10 protein-coding genes are annotated in these 16,409 nt (G+C 39.0%); 1 reads left to right on the top strand and 9 read right to left on the bottom strand.

Going from position 1 to position 16,409, the window contains the following annotated elements:
* Window positions 1–24: 24 nt before the first annotated feature.
* The 4 genes from ESZ48_RS10405 to ESZ48_RS10390 all read right to left on the bottom strand — a co-directional run bounded on the left by ESZ48_RS10405 (window position 25) and on the right by ESZ48_RS10390 (window position 8,154).
* Window positions 25–504, bottom strand: coding sequence for a nucleoside deaminase (locus ESZ48_RS10405; protein WP_129017383.1), 480 nt, complete (start codon window positions 502–504; stop codon window positions 25–27).
* Window positions 505–654, bottom strand: coding sequence for a hypothetical protein (locus tag ESZ48_RS19790; protein WP_394345725.1), 150 nt, complete (start codon window positions 652–654; stop codon window positions 505–507).
* A 157-nt stretch (window positions 655–811) separates the two neighbouring features.
* On the bottom strand, window positions 812–3,094 hold the full coding sequence (gene tamL, locus ESZ48_RS10395; RefSeq protein WP_129017381.1) for a translocation and assembly module lipoprotein TamL: 2,283 nt from the start codon (window positions 3,092–3,094) through the stop codon (window positions 812–814).
* Between the two features lie 59 nt (window positions 3,095–3,153).
* Window positions 3,154–8,154 (bottom strand): translocation/assembly module TamB domain-containing protein, encoded by a 5,001-nt coding sequence (locus tag ESZ48_RS10390; protein ID WP_223266418.1) that lies wholly within the window; start codon window positions 8,152–8,154, stop codon window positions 3,154–3,156.
* 295 nt (window positions 8,155–8,449) lie between these two features.
* Between ESZ48_RS10390 and ESZ48_RS10385 the strand changes: the two genes are divergently transcribed.
* Complete coding sequence (locus tag ESZ48_RS10385) at window positions 8,450–9,100, top strand: fasciclin domain-containing protein (protein WP_129017377.1); 651 nt, start codon at window positions 8,450–8,452, stop codon at window positions 9,098–9,100.
* A 73-nt stretch (window positions 9,101–9,173) separates the two neighbouring features.
* On the opposite strand, the gene ESZ48_RS10380 is transcribed toward ESZ48_RS10385, so the two are convergent.
* From ESZ48_RS10380 to ESZ48_RS10360, 5 genes are all read right to left on the bottom strand, one after another.
* Window positions 9,174–9,398: a hypothetical protein gene (locus tag ESZ48_RS10380; RefSeq protein WP_129017375.1), complete on the bottom strand. Its 225-nt coding sequence runs from the start codon at window positions 9,396–9,398 to the stop codon at window positions 9,174–9,176.
* Between the two features lie 138 nt (window positions 9,399–9,536).
* Window positions 9,537–10,526 (bottom strand): bile acid:sodium symporter family protein, encoded by a 990-nt coding sequence (locus ESZ48_RS10375; RefSeq protein WP_129017373.1) that lies wholly within the window; start codon window positions 10,524–10,526, stop codon window positions 9,537–9,539.
* 124 nt (window positions 10,527–10,650) lie between these two features.
* The gene (locus tag ESZ48_RS10370; RefSeq protein ID WP_129017372.1) at window positions 10,651–11,139 is read right to left on the bottom strand and encodes a YqiA/YcfP family alpha/beta fold hydrolase; all 489 of its coding nucleotides are present in this window, start codon (window positions 11,137–11,139) and stop codon (window positions 10,651–10,653) included.
* Window positions 11,140–11,703: 564 nt separating this feature from the next.
* On the bottom strand, window positions 11,704–12,903 hold the full coding sequence (locus ESZ48_RS10365) for a S28 family serine protease (protein ID WP_129017370.1): 1,200 nt from the start codon (window positions 12,901–12,903) through the stop codon (window positions 11,704–11,706).
* A gap of 347 nt (window positions 12,904–13,250) precedes the next feature.
* On the bottom strand, window positions 13,251–16,400 hold the full coding sequence (locus tag ESZ48_RS10360) for an efflux RND transporter permease subunit (RefSeq protein ID WP_129017368.1): 3,150 nt from the start codon (window positions 16,398–16,400) through the stop codon (window positions 13,251–13,253).
* Window positions 16,401–16,409 lie beyond the last annotated feature (9 nt).

Raw genomic sequence — 16,409 nt, 5'->3', positions numbered from 1 at the left:
ATTTAAAATTGGAATTTTTTTGAATTAATAGACGGTCTTATCGTCTTTGTTGCTCCATTTTTGAAAAGGTTCCAAGGCAATATCTCTTGCAATTTGCTCAAAAGGAATGCTTCGTTTGTCATAAGGTAATTCAATTTCTTTATAGATAAAGGCGTCATCAAAATCAATATCTGCTGCATCTTGATGACTACACCCGTAATAAACTTTGTCTGGTCTTGCCCAGTAAATAGCGCCAAAACACATGGGACAAGGTTCGCAAGAGGTGTAAATTTCACAACCTTCCAATTGAAAAGAATTGAGGTTTTTGCAGGCATCACGGATGGCTATAATCTCGGCATGTGCGGTGGGATCGTTATGGGAAGTAACTTTATTGTTGCCGCGCCCTACAATTTTTCCATCTTTTACAATGACACATCCAAAAGGACCGCCTTCATTATTGTCCATGCCTTTAAGTGCTGCAGTAACAGCTTCAAGCATGAATTTATTTTTGTTTTCTTTGTTCATTTATATGGTTTTAAAAAGTTCATCCTTAAAAACAGAATCCATCAATAATTTGTCGTCGCCTTGTGCATTCATCTTTTTAAATGCTTTCTCCCATCCCTTTCGCGGTTCATCAATAGGAATTAGAATGATTTGATCGTCTTCAAAAATCAATTGTATTTTATCTTAAATCTTATATTTTTCTAAAATGATTTGACTCAGAAGAAGACCCTTGGAGTTTCCGATTTTTATCATTGCTGCTTCCATGGATATAACCTGTATCTACAAGGTTATTACATTTTGATTCAGAAAACAACACATTCAGAAGATTTTAAAACGGATACCCAATCGCAAAGTTCAAGATAGGATTGCTGACGTCAAAGTTATAGCGTTTACCCTTTTTCTGTGAAGGATCGTGGAATGGGGCTGCCAAATCAAAACGGATGACAAAGCTTTGAATGTCCACACGAAGCCCAACACCAGCTCCCATACCGAGTTCACTTATAAAATCTTTAGAGAATTTATCTTTACCATCAAAAACAGGATTTTCTTTCGAGTTCCAGATATTACCTGCATCGGCAAAAACGGCACCTTTTAAGAAGGACACAATCGGGAATCTGTATTCTAGGTTGGCTTCCATCCGGATATTACCTGTTTTGTCAAAATAACTATCGCTGGTATTATTGGTGTCTTCCTCTACATTATAGGTGCCTGGACCCAAAGAGCGGATTCTAAAAGCCCGAACGCTATAAGGACCACCGGCATAGTATTGTTTTACAAAAGGGACCACATCAGAGTTGCCATAAGCCAATCCATAACCCGCAAAAATACGGGCTGCGATGGTTTGTTCTTTGCCAAAATTATAGTGGTAACTTAAATCTACATCGGCCTTGGCGTATTGCGCATATTCCATGCCCAGGAATGTTTTTGGAACATCAGGACCTTGATTCTTTCCAAATAAACTGATCGAGTTTCCGGCCACATCTAAGGTGAAATTGAGATATTTTTGATGTGTTTTTTGTTTATCGACCATTTCATTATAGGTGAAAGAATAAGTTAGGCCAGAAATAAACTGCTGTTCAAAACTTCGTTTCAAAAAAGGATTTTCATCTAAGATGTCATCAAATTCTGGCGTCGTTTTCATCAGATCCGTATAACTAACGGAGATTGGGTTGATTTGATGCGTTACATACCTGTTGGCATCCCAGACGTAACCAAATAATGCCGTTCCTGAAATCAAAGTGTATAATTTTCTTCGATCTTGGAAATCAAGGCTCACCGAGGTTTTTGTTTTTGGGATGGAATATTTGAAAAAATCATCATTGATCTTGACTGGGAAAATGACTCTCGGAAAAATTAATTCATTCTTCAAACCTAGTTCCATACTGCTGTCTCCTGATTGTTGCCCTCCACCCAACTGCGCTTCATATCCAATTTTTAAGGTCGTATTATAAGTCTCGCCACCTCCAAAGACATTCCTGTTGCTATAGGTCAATGCCAATGCTGGACCTGTAAAACTGTTGGATTTGGTCACTACTTGTAACTCTGCAGAAAAGGCACGTTTGTTTAATGGCGATAAATAAATATTGGCTTCCAAAAGTCCTAAATCGTCCGTTGCCAAGGTGTCAACTTCTTTGTATTGGATATTGACGTACTTGTAGGCACCAATGGTTGAAAGGCGTCTGGCGGTATTACGCGAGGTTTCGGGATTGTAAAGCTGACCCTCTTCCAATTTTATGAAAGGATCTAAATGTTTTGGTTTGAAAAACACTTCTTTCTGAATGAAATTTTTGTCGTTATAACGAATGATTTCGGTTTGGATGGAATCGGAAGTTTCGTAATTTGGGTACACATTGACCTTAGAAATTCTATAAGGAACGATGGATTTTTGAGGTACTGCCTTTTTCAATTTGAGGAATAAATCGAAACTTTTATTGTTATAGCGATTTGTGTCGGCTTCGAAAATTAAAAAACTTTCGTTGAAATTGTAATACCCAATTTTCTTAAGATTTGCATCGATGCGAAGGCGTTCCAATTTCATCTTATTTAAATCAAAGCGCATCCCTTTTCTGAGGGGTGACTCCTTGACCAAAGAATCAATTTCTTTGTGGATTGGAGCAGGTAGAGAGTCTAATTGATACGTTTCCATCCGATAAGGTTTAGGCACTTTAACCGTGTAAACAACAGCTGCTCTTTTCTCAGATTCCTCAAATTCCGAAGAAGCAGCACTGTAAAAGAATCCTCTATTTTCAAGTCGATTGAGCAATAGATCTTGAACTTCAAATGTTTCTACATCCGATTGATACACCGGTTTTTCTCCCAATTTCTTATATAACCATCGGTTAATGAATCCCGGATTCTCTTTTTGGTTTTTGTAATAATAATAGAGTCCAGGATACATGCCCAAAAATTTTGAGTTGGGCTCAGGAAGCATCACCGATTCCAGTTCCGTTCTTAAACCAGATTCGTTGTTTATAACAGAGTCAGAGACAATGGTCAGTTCTGCACCGGTGTATAAGCGTTCGTTTTCAGGAATGTATTTGGCAATACTGCAGGAATAAAAACTTCCGAATATGAAGAGGAAAAAAAGCAGGTATTTTAAATAGAATTTCAAGGTGTTCTTTGTTTATAGTTTTTCAGTTCTAGATTATTATCATATCAGAACTGGTATTTTTAATTTTTCTTCTTTTCGATACTTTCATCAACAGTTTCTTCTTTGGCATCTTGAGCTTCCTTAGCGGCCTTTAATTTGGCTTTTTCTTCTTTTTCTGCTTTTGTGGATGACTTTACCAAAGCATCCCAAAGCTCCGTAAATCTATTGAATTCTTGGGTGAATATTATTGCTATGCCGCTTACAATAACTTGTCCATCAATGACATTTTCAAACTCATTTCTATGGAAGCCTTTCAATCTATAACGGCCATTTTCCGTTAAGATATATTCAATGGTGACATTGCCAATAATTGGCGTTTCTTCACCAGTAGGGCTACCGCCTTCCACGTCCACTTCGCTACCAACGCTCACGATCAATCGGTCGTTGAACATTTTTTTCTGGGCTGCAATGTCCAGTTGTGTACGATCGGTAGGTGTACTGCCCTGATAATCTGTAAAACTATCGATACCAAAATTAAGTTCAAAACCAGAATTGCCCAATAACTTATCAGAGAACATATTGAGTTGATCAGAAACAGCATCATTTAAATTATCTCGTGCAATGGACGCCATACCACCAGTACTACCATCACTGCCCGGATCAGGATAGAAGCGGTTCAATACCAATAATGAAAACACCTGTCTGTTCAACTCATCTTCCTGTTGGTTGAGTTGCTGCACGCGTCCATATACCTGTCCGCCAATAGCGCCCTGCTCATCTTTAGGCATGTCGAGGTTGAAGTCTATTTTAGGTTCCATCAATTGGCCGTCAATATTAAGGTACACATAAAAAGGAAGTACCTGACGGAATTTACCTTTAGCAGAAGCATCCAAGTTAGACGTTGTTGGTGCCATCAAGGCCGCTGCTGAGGTTTTGACCTCATAGAGCGCGCTCACGTCCAGTTTGGCATCAAACGGGTCGCCAGACCAAGTGACACGACTTCCTGGAACAATATTAAATTTGCGGTTAACAAGATTATATAGATTCAATTCATAATGACCGCTCTGAACTTCATAAAGACCAGAAAGCGTGATGTTTCCGTTTGGTTTCATGGTAAAGTTTAAATCTCCCTCTCCGGACACTTTAAAATTATCTCCAGTGGACTCATCAATAACGATAGTGACCGCGGCATCTTTTCCAATTTTCAACAAAGCGTTCAGGTCGAGTCCAGTAATGGTGGCTGTTTTTTCTTCCGTTCTGGTCAGGATGGCATCCGGGTTCTCACGATTTACAAAAACTACCACACCATCACGTTGCTCAACATTTACAGTTGCGGATGGCAATACATAAGTCATATCGGTATCTGAGCCGACCGTGGCTTTTAGATCGATTATCGGAATCTGTAAATCGCCTGTGATTTTTGCATCGGCATCAAAAGTGACTTTTCCGTAAATAAAATTGTTGTCTTCTTTGGTGGCGTTGAGTACTTGAAAATTATCTGCGATGATCTGTAAATCAAAGGTAGGATTGATAAAAGATTCTGTTCCAATTTTACCGGAAGCCACCAAAGTGTTTTCATTTTCATCCCTAATAGTGAAATTGTCTAAAGAAAGTGCGTCGTTATTGATCTTTAATGTTTCCTTGGCAAGTGTGAATGCTGAATTGAAAGCCTTAATCTTGAAATCGGCGTCATTGAAAGTCAAACTGCCTTCATATTTGGGTTTGACCGAGGTGCCGCTCAATTTGAATTTTCCAGAGAAACTTCCATCGGTTTCTGTGATTGCGCCTTGGGACAATCCGGTCAACCCTTTCATGTTAAATTGATTGATATTCAAATCCAAATCGATGTTGGCGCCACCTGGAAATGCAACATAATCACCTTTTAGATCCAAGTCAATCTCACCGCCGTTCATCACCACATTAAAGTCATAACTGTCGCTTCCAAGAGATTTGGCATCAAGACTTAGATTGCCCATATCTACTTGCATAAAACTCAATTCCGAAATGTCCAAATTGGCAATAATGCCAGTGTTTGAAAAGGGTTCCACCAATACAAAATCGCCGTTTAGGTTACCCGTTGCCAATTCCTCATCAGGATTTAGATAGTTTAGGAATTCACTCAATTTAAAATTCTTGAAATCAACGGCGATATGGGTCTTGGAAACCGACGGAAGGTCGTCAGTAATCTCAAATGATTGGTTCTCATGACTGAAAACAAACTCATTAAATTCCATTTTTTTGTTGCTGATCAGAATTTCGTTATTCTCAGGAGTATTCCAAGGGGTCTTGTTTAAAATCAGATCTTCCGGATTGACATGAAAACGCAAGAGTTTTCTATCACCTGTGATCTTACTGGTAATCTGGGTTAATATATCCTCTTTATGATAAGCAGTGAACGCCAAAGCCATTTCCCTATTGGTTTGATCGCCACTAATTCTTGTTTTCTGGATGTTGAGTGGACCAGCTTTAATCCTGTTGAATCCTAGGTCAAAAATAAATTTGTCTCGATCCGTATCCATTGAAAACACGAGACTGTCCAACTCATTCCCACTATAATTGATATCTGGCGCTGTAATCCTAGCGGTTAATTGCCGCTCTTTTTCTACATAGTCAACGTCAAATTTGACGGTATCCAGCTTTTTTACATTCACTAAAAAGACGTCGTTTAAAATAGGCGCCTCAATAATCTTTCCTCGCAATTTCAAATTGACGGGATTGGTAATGCTGTCAGGAACTTCTTCATCATGGTAGAAATAACTTAACACATGACGTCTTATGGATTTGCTGAAGGTTTCGGGATCTGTGTTGGATTGCAGTAAAACATCCACCAATTTATTTTTAATAGACACTGAAGTTGTGTCTTTTCTCACGTGGGCAAGGGCATTCAGGTCGCCCAGCAAATAGGTTTTGTTGTCGTACACTACAACGCCTTGGTCTACAATGGCTGCAACATCATAATTGATGGCATTACCTTTGAAATCGGCATAAATTTTCATGCCCGTTTTGATCTCACGTTGCATGATGCCTAAAGCTTTTAGGTCAGCACCAATAATATTCAATTCTACGTTGGCTTCAGGCGACACAGAATCCAATACCACAGTGGCGTATAAGTCCATGTCAAGGTTATAGTCCTTATATTTTGAAGTTACTTTTCCGCGACCATTTTTGATATCTCCAATAAGTTTTAAGTCGTTGATATCATAATTATTGTATTTAAAACTGGATACGATTGCTTCCACATGGGCGTCGAGATCATTGATGTTTTTTCCTTTTCCATTGGCTTTTACTAAAAGACTTAAGCTGCCCAATTGTTCGTTTTGGAGCAATTCGTTCAGTTTATAGTCTTCGATGGAAAGGTCTGCATCAAATTCTAAAGTGGTTCCGTTTTTAAAGTGGCCATCTAAAGATGCGATACCTTGTGTGGTGGTCAACGTTGCATTTGCGTAAATATCTTTAGGATTTCCTTTAATATTTCCTACTAATTTGACCTCATCAGGCAAACTTACACCCAACTCTTTTTCATCCACAAATTGTACAATATCGGAACGGGTTGAAATGGCTGAAAAGTTTGGAATGTTAAATTGAATGTTGTTAGGATCTGTGATGTTTTTAATTTTTCCGTTTGCCGAAATGTGCGTATGTGCCCAATTGGCATTCAAACGGCTGATGTTGATATCAGACATAAAGCCATTTGCTTTGGTGTTTCCGGTCAATAAATGTTGACTTAGAGTATTCAGATATGGGTTCTTTTTCAGTTCCGGTTGAATGAGGAAAACATCCTTTAACGAAATTCGAAATGTAGGAATATCGATAGCAATCTTAGATTTTTCAGGAGATTCAATCAGTGCCGATAATTTAGGATAATCGAGACGCAAATTGGCTTGTAAGCTGTTATTATTGAGTGCAGTCCTTAAATTGGAAACCTCTAAATTATTGTCATCAGCGCTAAATTTCAGGCTCAATTCTTTTAAATTGAATCCTGAAATCTCATTGAACGTGGAGTTCTCAAGATGAAGTTCGGCTTTCTTATCTTTTAAATTAATGGTATTGGCTTGAAGATTCAACGCTTCCAGAACAATGGCATTCGGATTGAAACTACCTGTTTTGGCTTCGGCGGAAGCGACAAAATAACTGAATTTATTATTTTCTAAATCAATAGAACCTACGGCTAGTCTTAATTCTGGCCATTCAAAAGCCTGAATATCCTTTTTGATGTCTTGAGTAACTTCGACCACTTTTTGGGTAACGACGTTGGTTTCGGTCTCAGTACGTAGTACGATGGCGGAGTTTTTTAGACGAAAGGTATCTACTTCAAAATCGCTGTTGGCCAAATCCACCTTTGGGATTTTAGCGAACAATTCTTCGATGTCAACTTCTGCTGCAATACGATCGCCATAAGATTGGTAATCGGCATATACATTTGACAATGTTAAGTTCTCTACCGATAAGGAAGGCAAGGGTGCGGGATCCTCTTCAGGAATAATCGGCACCGGCGTCTGGATGAATTTGATGCGAGCGTCAGCTAATTTAAGTTCCGAGGCTTCAAATATCATATGCTCCAAATCGGTGGTTTTCATAGTGGCATTGAGCCTCCCGATTTTGAATCGGCTGTCAATTCCAGCAACGGCATCGTCAAAAACAATATCAAAATCCCTGAAATTGAGTTTTCCTATAACAATATTCAGAGCTGTGGCGGTGGTATCTGTAGCTACCGGTGCTGTATTTTCGGTAGCAAATGCATCAATCAGAAATTGAAAATTATAACCTTCAATAGAATCTTTACGGATGATATTCGCGCGAAGACCTTTCCAATCTAATGCATCTACGCCAATGCCTTCGCCACGAATCATGGCCCAAAGAGGCACGTTGGCTTCCAAGGATTTTGAATAGACCAAAGTATCGCCTTTAGTATCTTCCAAAAACAAACCGTCAATTTGAAGGTTGCCATCAAAGGTGAGGAACAGGCGTTCAATTTCAACTTTGGTGTTTGTTTTATTGGAGACGTAAGATGTGGCTTTGTCAACGATAATGCCTTGTCCCCAAGGACTTCTAATAAATAATACTAAGAGAATTAAAAACACGAGAACGCCTAGAATTATTCTTCCGAATATTCTGAGGATCCTATATTTTTTCTTTGTAGGCTTTTTTTTATCGCTGTTGCTCTCTTCCAATGAGTCTGCTCTAGGGTTACAAATTTATCATATTAGACCTTGTAATACGTCGCTTAAAGCGATTATTAATAACTCAAAACTTAATATTGGGTAAAATTAACAAGTTTTGCTCATTTGGAAGGTTTTATGTTAAAGTTGTATTAAATATACTACATAAGCTCATTTCGAACGTATATATAAACATAAACCAATAAATAATTGAATTATGATTATTAAAAAATCGAGTATATTGTTTGCCGCTGCCTTGACAGCATTCGTTTTTATGTCGTCTTGTGAAGATGGCAAAAAGAAAGAAGAACAATTGAAAATTGAAACCGAACGCGTGGAAATGGAGGCTGCAGAGAACGCTAAAATGGAAATGGAAGCCAAAGAAGCGAAAGAAGCTAAAATTAAAGAAGAAGCGCGAGCCAACAGTATTGCTGGACAAGCCATGATGAACAAAGATTTGTCAACTTTGGCGGGTGCCTTGCAAGCTGCAGATTTATCAGCCATGTTGTCTGAGCCGGGTGAATACACTGTTTTTGCACCATCAAATCAGGCCTTTGAGAAACTGCCACAAAAAAAGCGTGACGAATTAATGCTACCAGAGAATAAAGAGATGTTGGCCAATGTGTTGACTTATCATGTTGTTCCAGGAGTAATTACTTCAGATAAATTTGCAGCAGCTATTAAAGGTGCCAACGGATCTTATACATTTAAAACTGTAAAAGGTGAGGATTTGACGGCCTCGATGAGTGGAGATCAATTTGTTATCAAAGATGGTTCTGGTAAGAAAGCACAGGTTATTTTAGGTAATGTACCAGCTTCAAACGGGATTATTTATATTATTGATACGGTATTGATGGCTAAGAAATAATAAGAGTTTCTAGGAAAAAATAAAAAAGAGGTCGTCAAGTCAAGACGACCTTTTTTCTATTTTAAGCGATAGGTTATTTTTTACCTTTATTGAGACTGTAAATACCTCCCGCAAAAAGAGCAACAGCCAATCCTAAATAGATAAAGCCTTGTTGTCTTCCAGATTCGTTTGAAGCGTCAATCTTTATTCCTAAAAATTTTACTTCAGCGGTATTATCTGCAACTTTATTAAAACCAATATATCCAAAACCTATACTGATAAGGATTAAGATGGCACCAACAATTTTTGTCAAATTCATAAGATGATTTTTTAAGTGTTCTCTAAGGTAATTAATATATCCGTCTTTTAGGAATCTTAAAATATAAAGGAAATTTATATATTCTGAATCTTGAATATTGAAACGTGCACTGTGTATTCTGCTTCTTTCACACTGAACTCACAACTTAGCCTCACGTTCCATTTGTTCCCTCCCCTTATTCGTCGCAATCACACTAATAATCAAAATCTGAAGGGCATGATAAAACATCAACGGCAATAACATAATGCCCACAATACTCGTTTGTCCAAATAAAGCTTCTGAAAAAACTGTACCATGGACCAGCGATTTTTTGGTGCCACAAAACTGATTGGTGATTTGGTCGGCATGATTGAATTTTAATAGCTTCCCAATCCAGCCCGTTAGAGAATAGACCAAGAAAAATAAAATCAGGACCAGAACTACCATTGCTGCCATTTCAAGAAGGCTGACACTGCTGAAAATCTCATCTTCAAAAGACTTCACGAAACTTTTATAAATGATGAGTAAAATAATGAACTTGTCAAACTTGTTAAGCGTCTTTTTGTTTTTTAATGCCCATGCACCGAGAAATCGTCTGAGTAATAATCCTAGTATTAATGGAATGACAATCTCGGTGATCAGTTGGAAATAAATTGCAGAAAAGTCGAAAGCAACATCCGATTGTTTCACAAAGGGCAACATCCAAAGAGGCGTCAGGATAATACCTATAATCCCAGAGATACTGGCATTAAAGATGGCACCAGGTAAGTTTCCTTTGGCCATAGAGACCATCACCACCGAGGAAGATACGGTAGAGGGTAAGGCCGCCATAAATAAGAAGGCCAACCAAAGCAATTCATAAGAGGTGTCTTTCACCAAAGGGAAAAATGGCAAAATTAGCAATGGAAATAACACAAAAGTTGAGGCCTGCACGGAGACATGGAGTTTCCAGTTTTTAAGTCCGTTTCTAATCGCTTCTGAGCTTAGGCTCAAACCGTAGAAAAAGAAGATAAAAGAGATGCCCAGGCTGCTGATAAAATTCATCGGCACGGGACTATCCGAAGCCCCAAGTTGAGGGAAGAAATAAGCAATGACGATGCTAATGACGATAGCGATGACAAATGTGTCTATTGGTGATTTTTTGAGCATTTAAGACATTGAGTTTTGTGCAAATATAAAGAGCATAGGCGTTATAGTCGGAAAAACTGAAGATTCAGAAGGTTTGTGAACGTTATTTTAGCAATAGGATAACTTGTTAAAGTTAAAAACTTTTTTACAAGCCTCCCATAAACCTCACCACCTCTTCCTCAAAAACATCCAAAGGAATGCGATGTTCCAAATCATGTCTGATCCTGATATTATAATCCTGTTCTTGCAATAATAAATCGCCCAAAAAGTGTAGTGTATCTATAGGATTGACCACTGGATCCTTCGAGCCTAAAACGATATGGATGTGGCTGTTATTGGTTTCCGGGGTGTCAGGGAGATTTTGAACGACGCTTCTCTCAGCCAACGCAGGATTGAATACCAGCGCTGGTAATTGAAGTAGCTTAGATAGATGATATCCCGCGAATCCGCCCATGCTGCTGCCCATGACTACATCTATTTTGGCGTCTTTATATTGGTCGTTCAGCCATAAAATGCTGTCTGGATTGTTTTCATAATCTATGGATGGCGCTTCAACTGAGCCATAGCGTTCTAAAACTTCTCGTTTTTCGGGGACCAAACTACCGTTGAGGCCGTGAATGTACAGGATCTTCATTTTATTTGATATTTGAATTCAAACTAAGGAAATATTATGGTTTTTTTGTAAATTCTTACAAGTTTTTACGTTTTCGGACTATTTAATAAGTAATGCGTGTTTCCCATTTAGCTATCTTTGAAGTAAAGCCATCTATCATGACAAATCCTCACAGATTTAGGTTTCCGAAAACAGTGGTGTTTGTAATCACCGCACTCTATGTAATTATAATGTTAGCGACTTATTTTTTGTACTTCAAAGAACCTTATATTGGTTGTGCCCAGCGGTTGTTGGCTGCCCAATTTATCGCCCTGATTTTTCAATTAGTGCTCAATTATGTGAATTTCCGTTCACAAAGAAAAATCGTGATTCTTGCTACGCTTTTTGTGAGTGCCACACTTTTTTCAGGAGTGCTTTCAACCTTTTTTAATTTAGAGTTCATGTGCCGCTATTATAGGTTTTGACATTTCATGTTTTTTTGCTGAATCTTTATAGCTCCCGTTTTCTTGCATTTATTACCACTGCTGCCTAAATAAACTTTATTGGCACGAAATAAACACCAAATTCACTTTTAGATAAAGAATTTTAACTTCCTATTTTAATTGAAAGCCAACGTTCTAAAGCTCTTTTTAGCTTTTCTCTCTCACTTGGTGTCATCTCAGTGATATTTGCATTGCCATGGTGCTTTCCTTTCATAAAAAACCATAACGCATCGACTTGATCAGATGGTGGAACAGCAGAGGCAGACCAAGTATCTAAAGTTCCATAAATGTGAATAATTTTATTACCATGCTTTGGAAGCCAAGTATTTATAACTTTCAAAGATTTAGCGTTAAATGGCACTTTCATATGATTAGGTGTAAAAGCGGCATGCGGATTTTTGTCCGTAGGCAACTCGTCCAAAAGACCTTTGAATTTACTGGTATCATAACCGTAATAGCCAAATTCGTTGGCTGATTGATAATAGTGGGATGCATAATCCGTCATTGTCTGATCACTAAAAAACGTGATATCCGACACTTGGGTTAAGTATAAAAATGAATCATAGGAAGAAGCGGTTTCATCAGGAATTGAGTTACAGTCTGAGCCGTATTGCCAAAATGAAAATGGATATTCCATAACTGAAAACTCGAAGGCTTTTTCAATGTTTTGATAGGTAAAGCTCGCTTTAGCACCTACGCTGTATGCTTTCATGAGCGGTAGAATCTCATCTTTGTTTTCTAAAACGTGTCTTTGGAATTTTTCAATTTTCTTGCGACATTCTGCGGTTCCTACAGTATCTAAGAACTTATAAACACGTTGCTCTTCAAACGACGTATTGATCGGTCCCACATAATTTACACTAACATCAACATCTTCAGGATAAAAATAGCGATAAAATAAGGTCGTGGCACCGCCTTTGCTACGCCCTGTTGATACCCATTTGGTGGGATATAAATTTCGGAATAAGGTGTTGATATGATGTAAATCGGCAGCAACTTGCTCTAAGGTCAGATATTGATAATCGATTTCGGCAGGATTGCTTTTTCCAAAATAGCGATGCTCAATTCTAATTTGATTGGCATCAATGTAATGAGTCAACTCGTCAACTCTGTTACTATTAGCAGTGTAACCTTCCGTGATCATCACTGTGGGTAGCTTAAAATCTTTATGGGACAGATAAGCTCTTTGATAAAAATGGCCTTTGGAAGGATTTTTATGGTCTAAAGGTTGTTTGATTTTTAGTTCATAAGCCGCTTCGTAATTATCGGGAGTTTCAATTTTTGTAAAAATAACATCAGGCAATTCTTAAAGGAGTTGCTCAAGTGTTTCCGATTGCGCATTTAAAAAAGGAGTTAATCCGCAGATTAAAAGCAAGGTGCATATTGATATTCTCATAATTGATTTGTAAATGGGTAGTGGACGTGTTTTGGTAAAATTAAGAACTACTCCGAATAAAACAAGGTCAAAAATTGAATTAGGTTTAAAACATCATGCTCTTGTTGGGGTTTTTCACCAACAATACTTCAGAATAACAGCGCTTTCACCTAACGAAATCAACCAAAACCATTTTAAAAATTGGAATCTCGAATCCGTAGAATTCGCGAGTAAGACCTTTCAGGTTTCTAAAATCTGAAAGGTCTTTAAAATTATTACGCTTCAATTTCATTTTCAAGTTCAACTTCATCGTCATTTTCCTTCGGCTTATTCACCCACCAATACAATGGCGGAATTAAAAGTGGCGCAAACAGTAACGTACTCGTCAATCCGCCGATAATAACAGTTGCCAAAGGTCTTTGAACATCCGAACCGATCCCGCTTGAAGTGGCTGCAGGCACCAATCCGAAGATAGCCAAAACAAGAATGGTTAATACCGCTCGCAATTGCTCTTTTGAGGTTGCCGTAATCATGGTTTTGCTCAGCGGTTTATTTGCGGAAGCTCTGTTCAATGCGGAGACCAATAATACGGCTGCCATCACAGAAATCCCCAAAATAGAAACAAAGCCAACCCCCGCAGAGACGTTAAAATAATAGCCTCTAAGCAACAAAGCGATCACACCTCCACCCAAGGCAAAAAGAATACTACTGGCGGTAATTAAAGTATGTTTGAAGTTTCTGTACAACATAAATAGGAAGGCAATCACCAGAACTAAGGTCACCGGAATTGTCAACGCCAACTGCTTTCCTGCACGTTCCAAGTTTTCATATTGTCCGCCATAAACAATTTCATAACCTTTCGGGATTTCTATTTGTGCATCAATTTTATCCTGTAATTCCCGCACATAACCGCCTTGATCCCTGCCTTGGATATTGGCACGTACCGTCACCATACGCTTGTTGTTAAGTCGGTAAATATTCGTTTGTCCTTCCACGTAACCAATATCTGCCAATTGATCCATAGGCACCAGTGCACCGGTAGCCGAAGGAATCAGCAGGGTTTTTAGGTCATTGATATTTTCTCTAAATTCCGGGAGGTAGCGCACCACAATATCATAGCGTTTGGCACCGTCATACAAAACTGAGATTTCTTTACCACCAATTGCGGCTTCAATCATATCTTGAATATCCGCAACATTAATCCCATAACGTGCTGCCTGCTCTCGATTGATGTTGATGGTTAATTGGTCTTGAACATTCTCTTGTTCAATATCGACACCTTCACTGCCCTCCATTTCCTGCATGATGCCCGAAATAAGTTCGGCTTTTTCACGCATCATAATCAAATCATCACCAACTATGGAGACGGCTAAATCGGCGGCACTGCCCGTTACAATTTCCATCACTTGGTCAATAATAGGTTGACCGGAAGCAAAGGCAACTCCTGGGAATTCATGCTCCAGATCGCTGCGCATTTTGTGCACCAATTGTTTTTTTGAAAGGGTATCACTCCACGTAGAATAATCCTTTAATCCGACTAAAATCTCGTTTCTATTGGCAGGAAACGGATCCGTGCCATCATCGTTACGTCCGGTTTGAGTAATGACATAAGACACTTGCGGGAATTTGGAAATCACCTCTCTTATTTTAGGCGCGTATTTCGCATTTTCAGTAATGGTGATTCCTGCTGGGAAGTTGGCTTGTAAGAAAATCGACCCTTCATCTAATTCCGGTAAAAATTCCGAACCTAATTTCGTTCCAAAAGAAATTAAAATAAGTACGATGGCGAATCCAATCACCACGGTTTTTTTGTAATGGGTTGTAAAGACGTTCAAAACCTTGACATACTGTTTCTCTAAAAACGTCAAAATAAAGTTTTTAGGTTCTTTGAATTTCTTGTCGGGTTGCGACATGGTTTTGCTATACACATACGAAATGACTACTGGAATAAAAGTCAGTGCCGCCAACATGGATCCCAAAACGGCAAACGATAGCGTTAATGCCATTGGTGAAAACAGTTTACCTTCTACACGTGTCATCAACAAAATAGGTAGATAAGCCAAAATGATAATCGTTACTGAGAAAAAGATTTCACGACCAACTTCTTGGGCAGACAATAGGGTAATTCTAACAATGCCACTTTTGCGTTCTTCTGGGGTTGAGGTGCGATATTTCCGAATGAGATGTTCCGTCATGACCACGGCGCCATCCACAATAATTCCGAAATCAATGGCGCCCAACGAGAGGAGGTTGGCTGGAATGCCTGTAAATCGCATGATAATAAACGCGAATAACATCGAAAACGGAATGGTCAAAGCTACTACCAAAGCACTTCGGACACTCCCTAAAAAGAAAATTAGGATGATGACCACAATACTCACGCCTTCAAACAAGGTCCATCCCACAGTATTTAAAGAATGGTCAATTAAAAACCCGCGATCATAAAGCGTTCGGATGGTCACATCTTGCGGAAGTTCGTTGGCTTGTAAGTCGGCAATGCGCTGTTTAAGTTCTACCAGAACTTCACTCGGGTTTTCAAATTTCCGAAGTAAAATAATACCTTCTACACCGTTATTGACCTCGATATTTTCATCAGGTACCGAATATCCTAAAACGCCACTCGGTGGTGGCGGTGCAATTTCTACACTCGCCACATCACGGATAAATATCGGAACGCCTATAACCGCTTTTAAGACGATATTTTCAATGTCTTTTTCGTTTTTGATGGCACCCAAACCGCGCACGGCAAAACCCTGACCGCCACGTTCCATGATGTTTCCTCCGGTGTTGAGATTGTTGGCAACCACGGCATCTTCAATGTCAGAAAACGACAGATCGTATTTGCGAAGTTTATCAGGATCAATAAGAATATGGAACTGTTTTAGCGGACCTCCAAAAGTGGTAATGTCGGCAACGCCATTGGTTTGAAGTAAATAAGGTTCAATGACCCAATCTTGTAAATCCCTTAACTCCGTAGGCGAATAGCTTGGCGGTGCTTCTACCACATATCTAAAAATCTCACCCACGGCGGTGGATAGCGGCGCCAATTCAGAGATCACGCCTTCAGGTAATTCGGCGCTTGCCAAACGTTCCATTACTTGCTGACGGGCAAAATAATCGTCCGTATCGTCCTTAAACGTCAGTTGTATCACTGAAAGTCCAAAAATAGTTCGGCTTCTTCGGTCAATAACATTAGGTACGTCTTGCAAAACCCTTTCTAAAGGAATGGTGACTTGCTGCTCCACTTCTTCGGCAGCACGACCTTGGTATTGCGCCACCACAATCACGTTGGTGTCGGCAATATCCGGATAGGCTTCAATTTTGAGCTCTGTGAAACTATAATACCCGATAGCCATGATGAGCAAGCTGAGACCTACTACCAAGGGGCGGTTTTTATGTGAAAATATGAGGAGATTTTTAATCACAATAAAGAT

This window comes from Gelidibacter gilvus (genome assembly GCF_004115975.1).
In the GTDB taxonomy this organism is placed as follows: Bacteria; Bacteroidota; Bacteroidia; order Flavobacteriales; family Flavobacteriaceae; genus Gelidibacter; species Gelidibacter gilvus.
The sequence above is the reverse complement of the archived record's forward strand: the minus strand, read 5'-3'. Positions and strand labels throughout refer to the sequence as shown.

Coding starts and splice junctions, on each gene's coding strand:
- ESZ48_RS10405 (WP_129017383.1), bottom strand. CDS start 504: ATGAACAAAGAAAACAAAAATAAATTCATGCTTGAAGCTGTTACTGCA.
- ESZ48_RS10385 (WP_129017377.1), top strand. CDS start 8,450: ATGATTATTAAAAAATCGAGTATATTGTTTGCCGCTGCCTTGACAGCA.
- ESZ48_RS10380 (WP_129017375.1), bottom strand. CDS start 9,398: ATGAATTTGACAAAAATTGTTGGTGCCATCTTAATCCTTATCAGTATA.
- ESZ48_RS10375 (WP_129017373.1), bottom strand. CDS start 10,526: ATGCTCAAAAAATCACCAATAGACACATTTGTCATCGCTATCGTCATT.
- ESZ48_RS10370 (WP_129017372.1), bottom strand. CDS start 11,139: ATGAAGATCCTGTACATTCACGGCCTCAACGGTAGTTTGGTCCCCGAA.